Here is a 15,724-nt window from a genome sequence, read left to right on the forward strand (position 1 = left end):
CCCAAAAGCTTATTATTTAAGCAGAATAAAATATAAGTTTGATTATCAGGCTCAAGATGTCGGCTAGTGTATTAGCTATGATGTCTTGGGCTGATGGTCATTAAGGATTACATTATGGAGAGGATGAAAAAGGTATGTATAAAGTTGTGAGAGTATTAAATCACAATACAGTGATTGCAGCTTTGGATGATTGTGAAAAGTTGCATGGAAAAGAAAATCTTTTAGATAAAGAAGATAAATATCTTTTGATGGGAAAAGGAATCGGTTTCGGGAAAAAGCCCGGTGCAGCGGCAGAGCTTAAAGAGGACAGCCGTGTGTATTCACTTCAGGAATGTGGTGAGAGAGGTGACGCAAAGGATATAGTTGACGAAGTTACACCTGAGTATCTTGAAACGGCGGATATAGTGCTTAAAGAGGCTGAAAAAATGTTTGGTGACATTGACAGGAATATCCTGTTTTCCCTTGCGGACCATATTTTCTATGCGGTAAAGCGAATGAAAAAAGGTGAGAGAATAAGCAATCCTCTGACAGAAGATATAAGGCTTTTGTTTCACATGGAATACAAAGCTGCATTATGTGTCATACCGGTAATTCAGGAGAAGTTTGGTATTCTTATAGATGATGATGAGGTGGGATATATAGCACTTCATGTTCATTCAGCAATAGATAACGAGAAAGTTTCGGATGCGATGCAGACTGCAAGGGCAGTCAGGCAGTGCGTGGATATTGTAGAGAGAGCAATAGACAAAAAGATAGATATAATGTCGCTTGCTTACAACCGGCTTATGAATCATGTCCGTTATATGATAGTTAGGACTATAAAGGGTGAGAAATTAAAAATGAGCCTTAATGACTACATGAGCATTAAATATCCTGACGAGTTTGCGATGGCAGAAAAAATTTGTGATGAGATTTCAGGGATGATAAAACATAAGTTAAATAAGGCAGAGATTGGTTATCTTGCCATGCACATATGCCGTGTGACAAGCGGCGAGCTAGAAGCAGAAGAATAGTGAAAAAATAAAATGTAAAGGTGTAAACATATGATATTTGGATTGATATTAGCAGGTGGTGTAGGGAGCAGAATGGGTGCTGATAAACCGAAACAGTATCTTGAGATAGGAGACAAGCCGATAATCGTGCATACCATTGAACGGTTTATAGAGTATGAAAGTTTTGAGAAGATAATAGTTCTTTGTCCTGATGAATGGATAGGATATACAAGAGATATTATCAAAGATAAATGTGAGAAAAAAAAAGCGGCGGATATAGAGATAATTACAGGCGGTGACAGCCGCAATGAAACAATAATGAACGGGATAGCTTATATAGAGGAGCATTATGGTGTTGATGATGATACGATAATAGTTACGCATGATGCTGCAAGACCGTTTATAAATACCAGGATAATATCCGAAAATGTTGGGAAAACTTTAGAGTATGGTGCCGCTACAACGGCAATACCTGCTGTTGATACTATTTTAGACTGTAACAATGGTGTGATAGAAAATATACCTGACAGGAACAGTATTTACCAGTGTCAGACACCACAGACATTTCATGCAAAACAGCTTAGAGAACTTTATTTTTCACTCACTTACAGTGAGCGGGGGATACTTACTGATGCGTCAAAAATATTGGTTCTCTCCGGTAAAAAGGTTGCCATTGTAAATGGCGAGAGAACCAACATAAAGATAACTTATAAAGAAGATATGATATTTGCCGAGTCTATTGCTAAGCAGATATTCGCAATCCGCTCTGATACTTGCTCATAACACTATTAGCTGCTATCGCAGCATATTAGAAGGGGATTGCCCCTACTGATACAAGAAAGTCCTCCAATAACTTATTGCTTTACGCAACAGAAATGGGGGACTTTCTTGATAGTGTTAAAAGCGATGATTGGCTGAATTATTTTTACACCATTCTTCACAGGCAGATACATTCCATTTATCAGAGTGGAATGTGTTCCATGCCTTATCTATTCCATCTGATAATAATATTTTGTGATATTCTTCCTCTGCTTTTTGGTATTCATCAGCAGAGATTTTTAATTTTCCGTCGTTTTCAAAATAAAGTGAATTGTATGTTCCGTCAGGGTTGTAGACAAGCCGTCTTGCGTCAGTGTACATGGCATCTCCAAATGAGAAAAATCTGTATTTCATATCAACAGCTTCCTTGTATGCTGCCATTATGTTATCCCGTCCGGTAAGTGCAGAGACAAGCATAAGGAGTGTTGACTCAGGGAGATGGAAATTTGTTATAAGTCCGTCAAGGACTCTGAAACGGTAGCCGGGATATATAAATATGTCAGTGTCGCCCTCACCTGCCATAACTATTCCGTTTTTGTCAGATGCAGACTCTATTGTACGGCAGCTTGTAGTCCCGACACATATAATCCTGCCACCATTTTTCTTTGTGTTGTTTATAGTATCAGCAGCTTCTTTTGAAACCTGATAAAACTCAGTGTGCATATGATGTTTTGATACATCATCGACTTTTACGGGTCTGAAAGTGCCAAGACCTACATGGAGTGTCACTCTTGCAATGTTTACACCGCTTTTTTCTATATCCTCAAGAAGTTTTTCTGTAAAATGAAGTCCGGCTGTAGGTGCAGCGGCAGATCCTTCATATTTTGCATATACGGTCTGATACATATTTTTATCTTTAAGTTGATGGGTAATATAAGGAGGTAGTGGCATCTGACCGAGTTTGTCAAGGATTTCCTCAAAAATACCATCAAACTCAAATCTAACAAGACGGTTGCCTTCTTCGATAATATCGACGACTTCAGCTTTTAAGATACCGCCGCCAAAAACTATCCTTGAACCGATACGCGCCTTTTTGCCGGGCTTTACAAGAGTTTCCCAGATATTATTTTCTTTTCTCTTTAAAAGTAGTAATTCAACTTTGCCACCGGTGTTTTCTCTTTCACCGATAAGTCTGGCAGGGATAACTTTTGTATTGTTTATAACAAGGCAGTCGCCCGGATTTAAGTAATTGCCTATATGGTGGAAATCTGTGTGTGTGCGTTTTTCGGTAATCTTGTCTATAACGAGCAGTCTTGAAGCGGCTCTATCTGAAAGAGGATCCTGTGCAATAAGTTCCTCAGGTAATTCATAGTAAAAATCAGCAGTTTTCATTTGGGACCTCCGGTTTATTTCTGTTTGGTAAATTTATTCCAGGCTATGTGATTGTTTATCATATCAGCACAATCGAATAATATATTGATAATTTTCCAAACATTTATTATTATTTATAGTTTATATCATAACACCGAACAAAACATTTGCAAAGAGTAAATTATAACGGTATAATATGATGCAAAGGTCAAAAGCAGATAGCAATGTATGTTTACACACATTGCTATCTGCCGGCTTGACAAATCAAACACTGACAATGATATTTGAGGTGTTTGCAGGATTGCGAAAATTGCAAAGCAATTTAGCAATCTGTGGCATCAGTTGGAGACAAAATACATTTGGACACCAACATCATAATATTTAAGATGATAAGTGAGGTTACTTTATGAGTAAAAAAATGTTATTTATTTATAACCCTATGGCAGGTAAGGAGCAGATTAAAAATAAATTATCTGAGATAATACAGATTTTTTGTAAAGAGGGGTTTGAGGTTACTATTTTTGCCACTAGGGGCAGGGAGGATGCCACAAAGATTATAGAGAAAAAAGGTGAGAGATATGATTATATAGTCTGCTCTGGCGGTGATGGTACTATGAACGAGGTTGCTACAGGGATTATGAAGCTTGAAAAAAGACCTATATGCGGATATATACCTGCAGGGACTGTCAACGATTTTGCATCAAGCCTGAAAATTCCAAGAGTTATGAAAAATGCAGCATCACTTATTGCGGATGGTGATGTTTTTAACTGCGATATGGGAAAGTTCAATGACAGATATTTTACATATGTTGCGGGGTTTGGTGCATTTACTGAAGTCTCTTATCAGACACCGCAGGAGTGGAAAAATGCACTTGGAAAGGCGGCTTATTTTATTGAAGCTTTAAAACATATCGCAGATATAAAACCTCATCATATGAAGATAGAATATGACGGAGGAGTTATTGAGGATGAGTTTATATTAGGGCTTATCAGTAATTCTGTTTCGGTTGCAGGATATAAATATTATGAAAAGAAAAATATTAAAATGGATGATGGACTTTTTGAAGCACTTCTCATAAAGAGTCTTAAAAATCCTATTGAATTACAGCAGGTTTTAAATGCACTTTTGTCAAAACAGCTTGATGCTGAAAATATGTGTTATTTAAGCAGCAGTTTTATACATATAATAAGTGATGATGATATTCAGTGGACACTTGACGGAGAGGACGGTGGATGTTGCAAAGACGCATATATGCAGAATATGAAGGAAGCACTTTCTATTATTTGTGACAGAAGAGCACTTGCTAAAGTATCATCAAAGAGGGCGATTGAGTGATGGAAAAAAAGAAGTTATATTTTGCACCGTTAGAGGGTGTTGCCGGTTATATTTTTAGAAATATCTATGCAGATTTTTTTGACGATGTTGACAAATATTTTTCTCCGTTTGTTGTTACAAGACCGTCAGGTATTATGAAAAATAAAGAACTGCGTGATATACTTCCGGAGAATAACGAAAATATATCTCTTGTTCCACAAATACTTGCAAATAATGCTGACGGTTTTATAAATGCGGCAGGACAAATGAGGGAACTTGGTTATAATGAAGTTAATCTTAATCTCGGCTGTCCGTCAGGAACAGTTGTTTCAAAGAAGAGAGGAGCAGGTTTTTTAAGATACCCTGAGGAGCTTGATGCGTTTTTAGACAGGATATATACGGAATGTGATATGAAAATTTCAGTTAAGACAAGAATAGGCTTTGAAAATCCTGATGAGATTTATAGGCTGATTGAAATTTTTAATAAATATCCGGTATATGAGCTTATAATCCATCCGAGGACAAGACAGGATATGTATAAAAATAAACCAAATCTTGAAATGTTTGATTATGCCCTAAACACAAGCAAAAATCCGGTATGTTATAACGGAGACATAAAGACAAAATCCGATTATGATATGATAACGGAAAGATTTCCTGACACGGACAGTATTATGATAGGCAGGGGAATACTCGCAAACCCTGGACTTTTCGGGCAGATAAGAGGAAAAGGTGCAATAGATAAGGAATTTTTTAAAAAATATCATCAGGCGATTTTTGACAAATTCTGCCAGGTATATGATGGAGACACATTTATATTATTTAAGCTGAAAGAATTGTGGGCTTATTTTGCAAATGATTTTGATGATGCGGATAAATATGTAAAAAAGATAAGAAAAGCAAAAAAGCTTACGGAGTATAAAGCGGCAGTAGAAACGCTGCTTAGCAGATGCAGCTTTAGTGTTGAATGAATAACAGGCTGAACTGTTATAACCTGCAATATCAGGTATATATAAAATAAAAGTGCATACACTATTGTGAGTATAAAAAAGCGTATGCATGGAGGTTTTTATATATGTGTGGCATTGCAGGTTTTTTTTCGAGCCAAATAGAATTTAAAGCAGGTGACAAGTATAGAAACATATTGTACGAGATGAAAAAAAGTCTTTTCCACAGAGGACCTGACGATTCGGGAATATATTTGGGCAGACATTGTGGCTTTGCACATACAAGGCTTGCGATTCGGGATGTTAATAATGGCAGACAGCCGATGATAAGGACTATAAATAATAATGATTATGTCATTGTCTATAATGGTGAGATATACAATACGGAAATGTTGAGATATAACTTAAAAAGTGAGGGCTGGCATTTTGAAACTAAGTCCGATACAGAGGTCGTGCTGCTTTTATTTTTGCAATACGGACCTGAGTTTGTGAAAAAACTTGACGGGATATTTTCATTTGCTATATATGATTCGGGACATGATATATTGTATCTTTATCGTGACCAGTTTGGAATCAAGCCGCTTTTTTATACATGGCTTGATGATGAAAAAAGCATTGTCTTTGCTTCGGAGATAAAGGCATTATTTAAGTATGGCGATGTAAAGCCTGTTGTTGACCGGAACGGTTTAAATGAGATATTTGGTCTTGGACCGGCAAGGCAGCCAGGAAATGCAGTGTTTAAAGGAATAAAAGAAGTAAAACCCGGAAATTATCTCGTGTGCACAAAGTATGGTATAACAAAGAAAGTTTATTGGTCACTTGAAAGCAGATACCATAAAGATGATTATGAAAAGACGATTGAAAAGACAAGATATTTATTAGAAGATGCTGTAGTAAGACAGATGGTTTCTGATAAAGAAGTGCCTATATGCACATTTCTTTCCGGTGGAATAGATTCAAGTCTTGTGTCTGCTATATGTGCAATGAAATTAAAAGAAAAGGGAGAGATTCTTTCGACATATTCATTTGACTTTGCAGGAAATGAAAAATATTTCAAGGCAAACAGTTTTCAGCCGTCACAGGATGCACCATACGCAAAAAAGATGGTGGAATATCTTGGAACAAATCATACGATACTTAAATGTGATTACGATAAACAGGCTGAGCTGCTTTATGATTCGGTAGATTCACATGACCTCCCATGTATGGCAGATATAGATTCAAGTCTTGTATATTTTTGTAGAGAAGTAAGCAAAAAACATAAGGTAGTGCTTACCGGAGAATGTGCTGACGAGATATTTGGCGGTTATCCGTGGTTTCACCGTGAGGAATTTTTAAAATGCGGAACTTTTCCTTGGACACCCGATTTGTCTCCGAGAAAGCAGCTGCTTAGGCAGGAGGTATTAGTGGAACTTGATATGGACGATTATGTAAAATCGGCATATGAAAGTGCGGTAAGTGAGATAAATATTCTTCCGTGGGAAAATGAGATACAGTCTCAGAGAAGGCAGATAAGTTATCTGAATATACGCTTTTTTATGCAGACATTGCTAAACCGAATGGATAGAACAAGTATGCACTCAGGTCTTGAAGCGAGAGTTCCGTTTGCAGACAGGAAGCTTTTGCAATATGTATTTAATATTCCGTGGGACATGAAATGCAGGAATGGACTTGTAAAAAATGTATTGAGACAGGCGGCGAGGGGCCGAGTGCCAGAGGAGATTTTGTTCAGAAAGAAAAGTCCTTATCCGAAATCATATAATCCATATTATGAGAAAATGCTCATAGAAAAATTGAAAAAAGATATTAAAGACGGTGCACCGGTGCTCTCACTTATAGACGAAAAAAAACTTACAGATTTTATGGCGGGAGAAAAGGATTACGGTGCACCGTGGTACGGTCAGCTTATGGCAGGACCACAGATGCTTGCGTATCTGATACAGATAAATTACTGGCTTAATAAATATAAAATAAAAATAGAGCTGTAATTGGTGTTATCATTCATTTAAGCATATATTTTTTGTATATAATGTTTGTGTCAGATGCGATATACTGTTTGCTCAAAGTATTGTTTGTACATTAGCGTCAATGTACTCTATGACTTGCATTTTAATACCGGTTGAAGCTGTCTTCCTGTGAGGGCAGCTTTAATTGTCTGTGGAATAAGTTCAAAGTCTGCTATCAGTGAGCGGGGTTTTTTATTTGTATCATCCTGAAAGAACGGTACAAAATAAATATTTTTTGTGTTGAAAAGCCTGCCTATATTCTGAAAATTCATTCCCATAGCATCATTTGTAGAAACCGCTATAATAAGCGGTTTTTCATTTCTCATATGTGCTTTTGCAGCCATGAGAACAGGCGAATCTGTTATGCCGCAGGTCAGCTTTGCAAGTGTGTTTCCGGTACATGGTGCTATGACGAGTGCATCAAGAAAATTGCCGGGACCTATCTTTTCGGCATCTTGAATACTCATTATCGGTTTCTTTTTTGTAATATCTTCTATATCTGATAAAAATACGGATGATTTGCCAAAACGACTGTCCATTGATGCTGTGTTAAATGAAACAATGGGTGTTATATCATACCCGTCGGTGCACATTTGTGAGATGATATTTTTTATTTTTGAATGGGTACAAAAGGAGCCTGTAACAGCGAATCCGATTTTGTTATTTTCCAAGGTTATCCCTCCCTTTTTAAGTTGACGATTTCATTAAATATAATGCGGGCAGCAGTATCAGGAGCATAATGTCCGGGAATTCCGGGACAAAGTTTTGCACATATGCCGTATTTTTTACAATAATCAAAATCAGTACCACCGGGAGCTGAAGCAATGTCAATTATTGTTGCATTTTTTTTCAGGCGGCAGAGGATGCCATCGACAAGTGATTTTTGTGGTGCCGTATTAAATATAAAATCAAATCGGTGAATGTTTCTGACTTCTGTAATGTTTTTATATAAACGGATATTTCGTCCGATATATGTTTTTTTTGCGGGTTCTATAACATGGACTTCAGAGTTCATGCATTTTAACATACCTGCGATTTTACAGCCGCAGTTGCCATAGCCTATAACGAGACTTTTACTGCCTGCAATTGTTTTGGTTGAGTTTTGCATTGCACAAAAAATCGCACCTTCGGCAGTTATCTTTGCATTGCTTGTTACAAAATTTTTTGAGAGGTAAAGGTCGTAGTAACATATATTATTTCTATTGCAAAAGGCAGTCAGTTCTTTATCAAAGAGTCCGCCGATAATATAATTATTTTTATGGGCAAATGGAAAAAGATTGTCAATCGATCGTTTCTTTAACGGAATAGGAAAGATTAAGAAATCAGTTCCGGTGCATAAGTTGTCTTCATAAAAGTGGTGAGAGTATTTGATTTTTTTGTTATCATTTGAAAAACAGTCTGTTGAGTATGCCGCATTATATCCCTTTTCGAGAAATAGATTAAAAAGTGCAAGTTGTCTGCTGTCATCTCCGAAAATATAGATTCTGTCATCAAAGATATTCATTTTTCCCTCCCGTTTTCCGCATATATTTATGAATAATACAGTATATGCAGAATATCCGGTGGAGTGAGTCTGCAATCTGTTGAAATTTATTATGTGTGGGGCTGTAATTTTTTAAAAATCGTGATAAATGAGATTTGTAATCGTGTGAAATTAAAAATAATGAACGGTACGGAGATGAAAGTAAGTATAGAGAGTGGAAATTGCCGAATTTAGTCATCATATGGGAGAAAAATGCAAAAATTGCTTGACCTTATCTTTGATTTTGGGTATGCTATATGTAGTGTAGGATTTGGAATAGGAGAGTGGAATTATGATTGAAGTTGCAGTGTGTGAAGATAGTGAAATAGATAGAGGGATGTTAGAAGAGATTATAGGATTCCTTATGACTGACAGGGGACTTGAATATAATATGACACCATTCTCAAATGGTGAGGGTCTTGTCGCAGGTTATAAAAATCATCCTTTTGATCTTATATTTCTTGATGTCATGATGAATGAGATCGATGGAATTGAAACCGGAAAGCTGATACGCCAGATGGATAAAAATGTTGAGATTGTATATTGCACTTCAAGCAGTGATTTTGCGATAGCGGCATATGAGGTTCATGCTATGGGATATCTTCTTAAACCATATGAGCCAGGGCGCATAGGTGCAGTAATTGATTACTATGTCCAGAAGCATCCGCAGAAAAATCAGAATTACATAGAAGTTAAATCCAGAAGAAAATCACTCATTATACCATACAAAGATATTATAAACATGGAATCAGATAATAAGGTTGTTTACATTTATACAACCACGCAGGGTATTGTAAAGGTTTATAATAAACTTGATGTTTTTGAGAAGGAACTTTCCGATGACAGATTTTTGAGATGTCATCAGAGTTACCTTGTAAATATGCAGTATGTGGCAGGACTTGTTGATTCTGATTTTATTATGATAAATGACAAGATGATTCCTATAAGAAAAAGTGGAAGAAAACTTATAGTAAAAAAATATGAAGAATTTTTTAAGGAGTCACTTAAACAGACATAATATTTAAATGGTATATCTATTTGAAATTTAAAAATCATGCTTTATATATGTAGGGATTAGAAATTATAAATGTAAAGTATAAGAGCGGATTGTGTGATTATATATGCTTATAGTCATACAATTCTTTTTTTGCTTGCGTTTATATGACATATGTTTTAAAATCAGAGGTTGAGGGTTACTGGTTTCACTATAGGTGTGAACGGTAACATTTGAGTTAAAAAATATAGAAATGAGGAAGTTTTATGCATAGAAAACATGGAATTATTTTAAAGGCAGTGATAACTGTGTGCAGTGCAGCTTTTTTGGTGACAGGTTGTGGTAAGGCAGACAGTCTCTATGATAAAGGCATGGATTATATTAAAGATAAAGACTATAAACAGGCTTTAGAGTGTTTTGACGATGCTATCGCTGTGAACAATGAGAAAGCGGAATATTATATTGCATCAGGTATGGCATATAATTATCTAGGAAAATATCAGGATGCAATAAAACGCTTTTCAAAAGCTTTTCAGTCATCGGAAAACAGCATATCAAACACGAACAACAAACAGCTATATTATGGTGAAGCAATATCTTATTATGGTATAAATGATTATGATAAGGTTATTGATGACTGTAAGAAAGCACTGGATATAAAGCAGGTAGATAATCTAAATAATAAGATAAATTGTCTTATGGCATCGGCATACCAGACTAAGGGAGATGTAAAGAAAGCAAAAGAAATATATGATTCGGTAATAAAGAGCAACAATAAATATGCTAAAGCATATATTATGAGGGCGGGGCTTTACAGGGATACAAAAGATTATGATAACGCACAGAAAGATCTTACAAAAGCCATAGACTTAGAAGAAAAAAATGTGGATGCATATTTTGAACTGTATAATGTTTACAAGCTGAAAAAGGATAATGATTCTGCAACAGGCATATTAAATAAAGTTATAGATATGGTTGCAAGTGATGAGAGTATGTATATTCCGGCAGGAAAAGCGTATTATTATCAAGGTAAATATGATGATGCGATGGAAATGTTTAATTCTGCGGAGAAAAATGGTGAAGCTGATGCAATATATTATAAGGGTGTTGTATATGCAAAAAAAGGTGACAACAAATCTGCTTTAAAACAGTATAAAAAATATGCGGACAAAGAAAGTGCTTTAGCGAAGGCGACAAAGAAATCAGATGTTTACGATAAGATAGCTAAATGTTATATGCTTGAAGAGGATTATGACAATGCCCTTTTATATGTTAGAAAAGGACTTAAAGCGGATGACCAGACAGCAGGGGTTAAGCTTCTTAAAAAACAGGTAATTTTGTATGAAAAAACAGGAAATTATAAAGATGCTTTAAAGTGTGCAAGAGAATATGTAAAGACATATCCTGATGATAAGGAAATGAAAAAAGAAGTAAGATTTATAAAGACTAGGATATAGTGGAATAGGAGATTAGAGTTGGAAGATAAATTATTTGATATATCGGAACAGAAAGAAAGGATTATCGTGGTGGGTGTTGCCACCTCAGATAATGATGATACAGAGAAATCTCTTGATGAACTTATAGAATTGGGGCAGACGGCTGGTGTTGAGACTGTTGCAAAAGTTATACAAAACAGGGAGAAGATTCATCCGGGAACTTATATAGGAAAGGGAAAGATTGAGGAAGTGAGGGAGCTTGTTATAAAGCATCACGCTGATACGGTGGTATGTGATGATGAGCTTACACCTGCACAGTTTAACAATCTGTCTGATATGCTCGATGTGAAAGTTATTGACAGGACTGTTATGATACTTGATATTTTTGCTAAGAGAGCATCGACAAGTGAGGGTAAACTTCAGGTGGAACTGGCACAGCTTAGATACCGTGCTTCGCATCTTATCGGTGGAAGAAGTGAACTCTCAAGACTTGGAGGAGGTATCGGTACTAGAGGTCCGGGAGAGCAAAAGCTTGAGATGGACAGGCGGCTTATCAAGGAGAGGATAACACAGGTCAGAAAAGAACTCGAACAGGTAAAAAGGACTAGAGAGCTGACGAGAAAGAAACGTCAGGAAAACCCGGTGCCGGTCGTTGCGATAGTAGGTTATACAAATGCCGGAAAGTCAACCCTTCTCAATCATCTTACGGGGGCAGGAGTTTTATCGGAGAATAAACTTTTTGCGACACTTGACCCTACAACGAGAAAACTTGTGAGAGAAAACGGTGAGGAGATATTGTTTACTGATACCGTAGGATTTATAAGAAAACTTCCGCATCATCTTATACAGGCGTTTAGAAGTACGCTTGAAGAAGCAAAGTATGCCGACATAATACTTCATGTTGTTGACGGTTCAAATGAGGATATGGATGCACAGATGTTTACGGTTTATGAAACACTCAGAAAGCTTGAAGTCGGAGACAAGAAGATAGTTACGGCTTTTAATAAGATTGATATTTGTGAGAGTGAAAATACATTGAAAGACCTTGTAGCAGACAGGACAGTCAAGATTTCGGCAAAGACCGGTGACGGTATAGAAAATATGCTTGATGTTATAAGCGAAGTGATAGCGGATGGAAAGAAACTTCTAGACAAGGTGTTTGGATACGATGAAGCTTCAGTCGTGGCAAGTGTCAGAAAGTACGGTCAGATAGTGGAGGAGGAATACCGAAACGAAGGAATTTATATAAAGGCTCTAATTCCGAAAGAATATATGTATCTCTTCGTGAAAGAGGAGAAGAAAAAGGAGGCTTGGGAGGAATGAATCTTATAGCATGTGTAGATTCAAACTGGGCGATAAGCAATAAAGGTGAGATTCTTGTGTCAATTCCGGCAGACAAAAAGCTGTTTAAGGAATTAACGGACGGCAATGTTGTCGTTGGGGACAGAAGGACTATGGAATCTATACCGGGTGGGACTACGCTCGGCGGCAGGACAAATATAATTTTAACATCGGACCAAAATTATTCTTATGGCAATGCCAAAATAGTTCATGATATGGATGAAGCAATGGAAGAACTTAAAAATTATGCTGATGAGGATATTTTTGTTGTCGGTGGTGAGAAAGTATATAAGGAGTTTTTTCCGTACTGTGAAAGAGCATATATAACGAAAGTTGATTATGAGTATCAGGCAGATGCCTACCTTGAAAATCTTGAAGAGTCAGACGAGTGGATTATGACGCATGACTCCGATGAATGGACTTATTATGACCTGGAATATTATTTTTATCAATATAAGAGAAGATAAAAAATCCCATGTCTGCCGCATTTACGGTAAACATGGGATTTTGTTGTTATTCGGTGCAAGAGAGCTTGTTCTCCTGCATTGAAATTTTTATATATCGTTCAACTCAACCCTACCCCATTACAACTGTTACATCATAATGTGTCTGACCTTTTTCATAAGGAACTATAGTTGTGTCTGTATATTCTTTTCCGTTTACAATAAGTTTTACAACACCTTTTTCTACCTTTGAAGGATTTTCTACTTTGATATTGTAAATTCCCTCGCGGTATTTACGGGTCATTGTAAACTCTGTTCCCATCTCTGACGGGATGCATGGGTCAATGCTGAGTCCGTTTAATGTAGGTACTACTCCGAGGATGTATTGTGAAACATTTACAAATGTCCATGCAGCAGTTCCTGTAAGCCAGCTGTTCTTAGCCTGTCCGAAGAAGTGAGCATCTTTTCCAGCTATCATCTGAGAGTAAACATAAGGCTCTGTGCAGTGAATCTCGCTGATGTCTTCGATATAAGCAGGACAAGTCTTTTTGTAGATCTCAAAAGCTCTGTTTCCACGACCGATAACTGTCTCGGCACATGATACCCACGGATTGTTGTGACAGAAGATACCTGCATTTTCTTTATATCCGGGTGGATAAGAAGAAATCTCACCAAGCTCTACATGATATTTTGTGTAAGCAGGCTGTAATAATACGATACCATATTTTGTATCAAGTTTTTCTTTTACTGAATCAAGAGCTTTTTTAGCTTCACCGGTCTCAACACCGATTCCTGCAAGTACGCAGAAGCCCTGTGGTTCAATGTATATCTGGCCTTCTTCACATTCCTTAGAACCAATCTTTTTGCCGTATGCGTCATACGCACGGACAAACCAGTCTCCGTCCCAGCCGCCGTCAAGTACAGCATCGTTCATTGCTGCGACTTCTTTCATTGCACGGTCGGCTTCTGTCTGGTCACCTGTGTATGCACAGAGGTCTGCATATTCTTTGCCGTATTTGACGAACATTCCGCCGATAAATACTGACTCTGCAACAGGACCCTCACTAGGTCCAAATGTCTGGAAAGATTCACCCGGATGCTCTGAGAAACAGTTGAGGTTAAGACAGTCATTCCAGTCTGCACGTCCGATAAGCGGAAGATTGTGTGGCCCTTTATGGTTTACAATATAGTCGAATGAGCGTTTAAGATGTTCCATAAGAGTAACAGCTTTACTCTCATCATTGTCGAAAGGAACCATTTCTTCAAGAATAGAAGTATCACCTGTTTCACGGATGTAAGCAGATGTTCCAGCGATAAGCCATAAAGGATCATCATTGAAACCGCTTCCTATATCAGAGTTGCCTTTTTTTGTGAGAGGCTGATACTGATGGTAAGCACTTCCGTCCTCAAACTGTGTAGATGCAATGTCGATAATTCTCTCCCTTGCACGCTCAGGGATTAGATGAACGAAACCTAAAAGATCCTGGCATGAATCTCTGAATCCCATTCCACGACCGATACCTGACTCGTAGTAAGAAGCTGAACGCGACATATTAAAGGTCACCATACACTGATACTGATTCCAAATATTCACCATGCGGTCAAGTTTTTCTTCGTCTGATTTAACGGTAAATTTAGAAAGGAGACTTTCCCAGTCAAGTTTAAGTTCGTCAAGTGCTGCATATACCTGTTCATCAGTCTTGTATTTTGCAAGAAGCTCATCAGCAGGCTTTTTATTGATAACATTAGGTGCGACAAATTTTTCATCAACAGGGTTCTCACAATATCCAAGAACGAAGATAAAGCTCTTTGTCTCATCAGGCTCAAGAGTGACATTTATCTGGTGTGAACCGATAGGACTCCATCCGCTTGCTATAGAGTTGTGGGCTTTTCCCTCCTCAACTACGGCAGGATCAGCGACACCACGGTATGCACCTAAAAATTCATCACGGCTTGTGTCAAATCCGTCTACATCAGTATTTACTGAATATACGGCAAAATGATTTCTACGCTCACGGTACTCTGTCTTGTGGTAGATAGTAGAACCTACTACCTCAACTTCACCGATATTTAAGTTACGCTGGAAGTTTGTCATATCATCCATGGCATTCCAGAGGCAGAACTCAACATAAGAGAAAAGAGTGATATTTTTTGGCTTAGATGATTTATTTGTTATCTTAAGCTGGTTTATTTCACAGTTGTCATTAACCGGAACAAAAGCTAAAAGAGATGCTTCAATATCATTTTTGCTTGATGTAAAACGGCTGTAGCCCATACCATGACGGCACTCATAAGAGTCGAGGTCTGTTTTTACAGGCTGCCAGCCGGGATTCCATACAGTATCACCGTCTTTTATGTAATAATAGCGTCCGCCCTCATCCGTAGGGATGTTGTTGTAACGGTAACGGGTAAGGCGGAGAAGTTTTGCATCCTTGTAGAAGCTGTAACCACCGCAGGTATTTGAAATAAGTGAAAAAAAATTGCTGCTTCCAAGATAGTTTATCCATGGAAGAGGTGTTTTAGGAGTTGTAATGACATACTCCTTATTTGGGTCATCGAAAAATCCAAATTTCATATTTTTCCTCCGTTCATGTTGAT

Annotated in this window: 12 protein-coding genes and 1 pseudogene; 9 read left to right on the forward strand and 4 right to left on the reverse strand. The window is 37.4% G+C overall.

Annotated elements, in window-relative coordinates; genetic code table 11:
* Positions 1 to 134: 134 nt before the first annotated feature.
* Positions 135 to 1,013, forward strand: a complete 879-nt coding sequence (locus DWZ63_RS00965) for a PRD domain-containing protein (protein ID WP_118498266.1) — start codon at positions 135 to 137, stop codon at positions 1,011 to 1,013.
* A 30-nt stretch (positions 1,014 to 1,043) separates the two neighbouring features.
* Positions 1,044 to 1,775, forward strand: coding sequence for a 2-C-methyl-D-erythritol 4-phosphate cytidylyltransferase (gene ispD, locus DWZ63_RS00970; protein ID WP_118498268.1), 732 nt, complete (start codon positions 1,044 to 1,046; stop codon positions 1,773 to 1,775).
* 351 nt (positions 1,776 to 2,126) lie between these two features.
* On the opposite strand, the pseudogene queA reads toward ispD, so the two are convergent.
* Positions 2,127 to 3,143: pseudogene (queA, locus tag DWZ63_RS00975) on the reverse strand (tRNA preQ1(34) S-adenosylmethionine ribosyltransferase-isomerase QueA); the annotation flags it as partial.
* A 385-nt stretch (positions 3,144 to 3,528) separates the two neighbouring features.
* Between queA and DWZ63_RS00980 the strand changes: the two are divergent.
* The 3 genes from DWZ63_RS00980 (at position 3,529) to asnB (ending at position 7,372) form a co-directional block, all read left to right on the forward strand.
* Positions 3,529 to 4,458 carry a YegS/Rv2252/BmrU family lipid kinase gene (locus tag DWZ63_RS00980; RefSeq protein ID WP_118498272.1) on the forward strand — a complete coding sequence of 310 codons (930 nt, stop codon included), beginning with the start codon at positions 3,529 to 3,531 and terminating at the stop codon, positions 4,456 to 4,458.
* Complete coding sequence (locus DWZ63_RS00985; RefSeq protein ID WP_118498274.1) at positions 4,458 to 5,408, forward strand: tRNA-dihydrouridine synthase family protein; 951 nt, start codon at positions 4,458 to 4,460, stop codon at positions 5,406 to 5,408. The genes DWZ63_RS00980 and DWZ63_RS00985 overlap by 1 nt, the downstream gene beginning before the upstream one ends.
* A 104-nt stretch (positions 5,409 to 5,512) precedes the next feature.
* Positions 5,513 to 7,372, forward strand: a complete 1,860-nt coding sequence (gene asnB, locus DWZ63_RS00990) for an asparagine synthase (glutamine-hydrolyzing) (RefSeq protein WP_118498276.1) — start codon at positions 5,513 to 5,515, stop codon at positions 7,370 to 7,372.
* Positions 7,373 to 7,479: 107 nt separating this feature from the next.
* Here asnB and DWZ63_RS00995 read toward each other — a convergent pair whose 3' ends face one another.
* Both DWZ63_RS00995 and DWZ63_RS01000 read right to left on the reverse strand, forming a co-directional pair.
* Positions 7,480 to 8,067: a dipicolinate synthase subunit B gene (locus tag DWZ63_RS00995; RefSeq protein WP_118498278.1), complete on the reverse strand. Its 588-nt coding sequence runs from the start codon at positions 8,065 to 8,067 to the stop codon at positions 7,480 to 7,482.
* Complete coding sequence (locus DWZ63_RS01000; protein ID WP_118498280.1) at positions 8,064 to 8,894, reverse strand: hypothetical protein; 831 nt, start codon at positions 8,892 to 8,894, stop codon at positions 8,064 to 8,066. Before DWZ63_RS01000 ends, DWZ63_RS00995 begins: the two co-directional genes overlap by 4 nt.
* A gap of 310 nt (positions 8,895 to 9,204) precedes the next feature.
* Here DWZ63_RS01000 and DWZ63_RS01005 point away from each other — a divergent pair, with 310 nt between their 5' ends.
* The 4 genes from DWZ63_RS01005 (at position 9,205) to DWZ63_RS01020 (ending at position 13,150) form a co-directional block, all read left to right on the forward strand.
* Entirely contained in the window at positions 9,205 to 9,930 is a 726-nt protein-coding gene (locus DWZ63_RS01005) for a LytTR family DNA-binding domain-containing protein (RefSeq protein WP_022014927.1), read from the forward strand.
* Positions 9,931 to 10,172: 242 nt separating this feature from the next.
* Entirely contained in the window at positions 10,173 to 11,363 is a 1,191-nt protein-coding gene (locus tag DWZ63_RS01010; protein WP_118498283.1) for a tetratricopeptide repeat protein, read from the forward strand.
* Positions 11,364 to 11,381: 18 nt separating this feature from the next.
* The gene (gene hflX / locus DWZ63_RS01015; RefSeq protein ID WP_118498285.1) at positions 11,382 to 12,665 is read left to right on the forward strand and encodes a GTPase HflX; all 1,284 of its coding nucleotides are present in this window, start codon (positions 11,382 to 11,384) and stop codon (positions 12,663 to 12,665) included.
* Entirely contained in the window at positions 12,662 to 13,150 is a 489-nt protein-coding gene (locus DWZ63_RS01020) for a dihydrofolate reductase (RefSeq protein ID WP_118498286.1), read from the forward strand. Before hflX ends, DWZ63_RS01020 begins: the two co-directional genes overlap by 4 nt.
* 109 nt (positions 13,151 to 13,259) lie before the next feature.
* Here the strand turns inward: DWZ63_RS01020 and DWZ63_RS01025 are convergent, their stop codons facing one another.
* A complete protein-coding gene (locus DWZ63_RS01025; RefSeq protein WP_118498288.1) occupies positions 13,260 to 15,701 on the reverse strand; it encodes a glycosyl transferase in 2,442 nt (813 codons plus the stop codon).
* Between the last annotated feature and the right edge of the window lie 23 nt (positions 15,702 to 15,724).

This window comes from Clostridium sp. AF34-13, assembly GCF_003477845.1.
GTDB lineage: Bacteria > Bacillota > Clostridia > Lachnospirales > Lachnospiraceae > Butyribacter > Butyribacter intestini.